Here is a 4,438-nt window from a genome sequence, read left to right as displayed (position 1 = left end):
GCTCGGGGTCGGCGGGCGCGTCCTAGCGTGGCTTGGGCGTCTCGCCGGAAGAGCTCGTCGGCGCCCGGCATGCTCACGCGGCGGGGCACCGGGCCAACACCTCCCGGGCCAGCTGGCGGTACGACTCGGCACCGGGCGACTTGGAGGCGTACTCGGTGATCGGCTCGCCGGCGACGGTGGAGTCGGAGAACTTCACCGTGCGGCGGATGACGGTGTGGAAGACCGCCTCGCCCCAGCCCTGGACGAGGGTCTGCAGCACCTCGCGGCCGTGCAGCGTGCGGCCGTCGTACATCGTGCCGAGCAGGCCGATGATCTCCAGGTCCGGGTTGGTGCGCTCGCGGACCTTCTCGATCGTCTCCTTGAGCAGCGCCACGCCGCGCAGCGCGAAGTACTCGCACTCCAGCGGGATGATGACGCCGTCGGAGGCGGTGAGCGCGTTGACGGTCAGCAGGCCCAGCGAGGGCTGGCAGTCGATGAGGATGACGTCGTACTCGTCGCGGGCGTCGCGCAGCACGCGCAGCAGCGCCTGCTCACGGCCGACCTCGCTCACCAGGCGCATCTCGGCGGCCGACAGGTCGATGTTGGCCGGCACGAGGTCCAGGTTCGGCACGGACGTCTTGAGCCGGACGTCCTCGAGCCGCACGTCGCGGTCCATGAGGGCGTGGTAGATGCTCAGCTCGAGCTCGTGGGCGTTGAAGCCCAGGCCGACGGTCATCGAGCCCTGCGGGTCGAAGTCGACGAGCAGCACCTTGCGTCCGGCCTCGACCAGCGCGGCACCCAGGTTGATGGTGGTCGTCGTCTTGCCGACGCCGCCCTTCTGGTTGCACATGGCGATGATCGTCGCCTTGCCCGCGGACGGAGGCGAGGGCTCCGGGAACGACGGCAGCGGCCGCCCGGTGGGTCCCAGCTCCTGAGTCATGCACGTCCTTCGGGTCTTCGCGGGCGGAGGTCTCGCGTCACTCTACAACTCAGCGTCGGGCCCTCGGGTGAGCCGTCGCGTAAACCTCGCGCAGCTTGTCGACGGTCACCAGCGTGTAGATCTGCGTGGTGGTCACGGACGCGTGGCCGAGCAGGTCCTGCACGACGCGCACGTCCGCGCCGCCGTCGAGCAGGTGCGTGGCGAACGAGTGGCGCAGCGTGTGCGGCGACACCTCGGCGGTCACGCCGGCCGCCTTGGCCGCCCGGCTCAGCACCGCCCACGCGCTCTGCCGCGACAGGCGTCCGCCGCGGGCGTTCAGGAAGACCGCCGGGGTGTGCGCCCCCGCCTTGACCAGAGCCGGACGCGACGCGGTGAGGTAGTCCCCCAGCGCGGTGAGCGCGTACGAGCCGAGCGGGACGATGCGCTGCTTGCCGCCCTTGCCGCGCAGCAGCACCGAGCCGTCCTCGAGGTCGAGGTCGTCGATGTCGAGCCCGACCGCCTCGGAGATGCGGGCCCCGGTGCCGTAGAGCACCTCCAGGAGCGCGCCGTCGCGGGCGGCCAGGACGGTGCCCGGCGCTCCCGCGGCCTCGAGGATCGACTCGACGTCGCTGAGCGGCAGCGCCTTGGGCAGCCGCTTGATCGGCGCCGGCGGCTTGACCGCCGCGGTCACGTCGACGGGCACGACGCCCTCGCGCAGCAGGAACTTGTGGAAGCCGCGGACGCCCACGATCGTCCGGGCCGTGCTGGCCGGCCCGAGCGGGGCGTGGTCCTCGTCGCCGGTGCGCAGCGCGGCCAGGAAGCCCAGCACGTGCGTCTCCGTGACGTCGGTGACCTCCTCGACGCCCTGCCCGTCCAGGTAGGACGTGTAGCGGCGCAGGTCGCGCTGGTAGGACGCGATGGTGTTGGCGGCCAGGCCCCGCTCCACGGACAGGTGGCTGAGGTAGTCCGCGACGGCGCGGGCGAGGCCGGTCACCGACGGTCCGTGCGACCCAGGCCGCGGGCGTGGGCGGCGAGCACCCCCGCCACCGTCATCGAGTCGCCGATGCGACCGTCCAGGACGGCGGCGACCGCGTCCTCGAGCGGCACCCACAGCTGGCGGATCTCGGCCTCCTCCGCCTCGCGGGTGAAGCGCTCGCCCGGCGGCACGGCGCTCAGGCCGGTGGCCACGAACACCTCCCACCGCTCGCTGGAGTAGCCCGGGGTCGCGTACGGGGCGACGAGGCTCTCCCAGTGCTCGGCGAGCAGGTCGGCCTCCTCGTGCAGCTCGCGGCGCGCCGCGTCCTCGGCACCCTCACCGTCGACGTCCAGCGTGCCGGCGGGCAGCTCGAGCAGGCGGCCGCGCACCGGGTGGCGGTACTGCTCCACGAGCAGCGCCCGTCCCTCCTCGTCCAGCGCCAGCACGCCCACGGCACCGTGCGGACGCACGACGGCGCGGGTGACCTCGTCACCGGCCGGCGTGCGCACCGTGTCCAGGCTCAGCGACAGGTACGCGCTGGCGTAGACCTCGTCGCTGGCGACGACCGGCCACGCGTCGGGCCGGTCGCGCAGCGCGGCCCCGTCGCGAGCTCGCCGGGCAAGGACGGGTGGCTGGTCATGCCTCGACGACGGCGTCGGCCTCGACCGGCAGCAGCAGCTCGCGCTGACGGGCGACGGCCGCGCCCACCAGGCCGGCGAAGAGCGGGTGCGGACGGGTCGGGCGCGAGCGCAGCTCGGGGTGGGCCTGCGTCGCGACGTAGTAGGGGTGGACGTCGCGCGGCAGCTCGACGAACTCGACCAGGTCGAGCTCGGGGTTGATGCCGCTGAACACCAGGCCGGCCGCCTCGAGCTGGGCCCGGTAGGCGTTGTTGACCTCGAAGCGGTGGCGGTGACGCTCCTCGATGTGCTCGGCGCCGTACGCCTCGGCGACGATGCTGCCCGGCGTCAGCGCGGCCGGGTACAGGCCCAGGCGCATCGTGCCGCCCAGGTCGCCGCTGCCCTCCACGATGCTCTTCTGCTCGGCCATCGTCGCGATCACCGGCGAGGTGGTGGCGTTGTCGAACTCGGTGGAGCTGGCGTCGGCGATGCGGCCTCGACCCGCGCGTACTCGATGACCATGCACTGCAGGCCCAGGCACAGGCCCAGCGTCGGGATGCCGTGGGTGCGGGCGTAGGTGAGGGCGCCGATCTTGCCCTCGATGCCGCGGATGCCGAAGCCGCCGGGCACGCAGACCGCGTCGACGTCGCCGAGGTGCTGGGCGGCGCCGGCCGGGGTCGCGCACTCGTCCGAGGGCACCCAGCGCAGGTTGACCCGCGCCTCGTGGGCGAAGCCGCCGGCGCGCAGCGCCTCGGAGACCGACAGGTAGGCGTCGGGCAGGTCGACGTACTTGCCGACGAGCGCGACGGTGACCTCCTCGAGCGGCTGGTGCACGCGGCGCAGCAGCTCGTCCCACTGCGTCCAGTCGACGTCGCGGAAGGGCAGGTCCAGGCGGCGCACCACGTAGGCGTCCAGGCCCTCGGCGTGCAGCACCTTGGGGATGTCGTAGATCGAGGGCGCGTCGGCGCAGGTGATGACCGCCTCGGAGTCGACGTCGCACATGAGCGCGATCTTGTCCTTGACGCCCGGGGTGAGCGCGCGGTCCGAGCGGCACACGATCGCGTCGGGCTGGATGCCGATGGAGCGCAGCGCGGCGACCGAGTGCTGGGTCGGCTTCGTCTTGAGCTCCTTGGACGGACCGATGTACGGCACCAGGGAGACGTGGATGAAGAACGCGTTGCCGCGGCCGACGTCGTGGCGCACCTGGCGCGCCGACTCCAGGAACGGCTGGCTCTCGATGTCGCCGACGGTGCCGCCGATCTCGTGGATGACCACGTCGACGTCCGGACCGCCCATGGCGAGCATGCGGTCCTTGATCTCGTTGGTGATGTGCGGGATGACCTGCACGGTGTCGCCGAGGTAGTCGCCGCGACGCTCGCGGGCGATGACGTCGGAGTAGACCTGGCCGGTCGTGACGTTGGCGCGGCCGACGAGGTCCTCGTCGAGGAAGCGCTCGTAGTGGCCGATGTCCAGGTCGGTCTCGGCTCCGTCGTTGGTGACGAACACCTCGCCGTGCTGGAACGGGTTCATGGTGCCCGGGTCGACGTTGAGGTAGGGGTCGAGCTTCTGCATGGTGACCCGCAGCCCGCGCGACTTCAGCAGGCGTCCGAGGCTGGAGGCGGTGAGGCCCTTGCCGAGGGACGAGGCAACGCCGCCCGTGACGAAGACGTGCTTGGTGGGCGAGTTGGTTGCCAAGGTGACTCCCGTGGTCGTGATGAGCGGATGATCAGGGCTCGTCGCCGGCTCGCGCCTGCGTCTCCTCCACGGGACTCCAGCCTATCAACACCGCCCCACCCTCGGGTAGCGACACGCTCAGGGACGCACGGCGTCGGCGTCGTCGCCGGTGCCGTAGCTGCCCGCCGTGCCGCCCAGCTCGCTCGCCGCCACCTCGACGGTCACGTACGCGCCGGCCGGCGCGTCGAGCCCGTCGAAGGTCGAGACGCCGGA

At 72.4% G+C, this 4,438-nt stretch carries 4 protein-coding genes and 1 pseudogene; all 5 read right to left on the bottom strand.

Translation table 11 applies throughout. The features are described 5' to 3' along the window. Positions 1-73: 73 nt before the first annotated feature. Positions 74-919 carry a ParA family protein gene (locus tag AC2W7G_RS09905; protein WP_485868277.1) on the bottom strand — a complete coding sequence of 282 codons (846 nt, stop codon included), beginning with the start codon at positions 917-919 and terminating at the stop codon, positions 74-76. Positions 920-968: 49 nt separating this feature from the next. Continuing rightward, positions 969-1,892, bottom strand: coding sequence for a site-specific tyrosine recombinase XerD (xerD, locus tag AC2W7G_RS09900; RefSeq protein ID WP_485868276.1), 924 nt, complete (start codon positions 1,890-1,892; stop codon positions 969-971). Beyond that, complete coding sequence (locus tag AC2W7G_RS09895; protein WP_485868275.1) at positions 1,889-2,383, bottom strand: NUDIX domain-containing protein; 495 nt, start codon at positions 2,381-2,383, stop codon at positions 1,889-1,891. The genes xerD and AC2W7G_RS09895 overlap by 4 nt, the downstream gene beginning before the upstream one ends. A gap of 127 nt (positions 2,384-2,510) precedes the next feature. Further along, positions 2,511-4,186: pseudogene (gene pyrG / locus AC2W7G_RS09890) on the bottom strand (CTP synthase). Between the two features lie 117 nt (positions 4,187-4,303). After that, positions 4,304-4,438, bottom strand: a 135-nt coding sequence (locus AC2W7G_RS09885) for a copper transporter (RefSeq protein ID WP_485868278.1), incomplete at its 5' end; no start/stop codon positions are given.

The sequence above is a fragment of the Aeromicrobium sp. PFPM2_SD2 genome (assembly GCF_057364525.1).
Note: the sequence above shows the minus strand (reverse complement) of the source record. Positions and strands in the feature narration are given on the sequence as shown.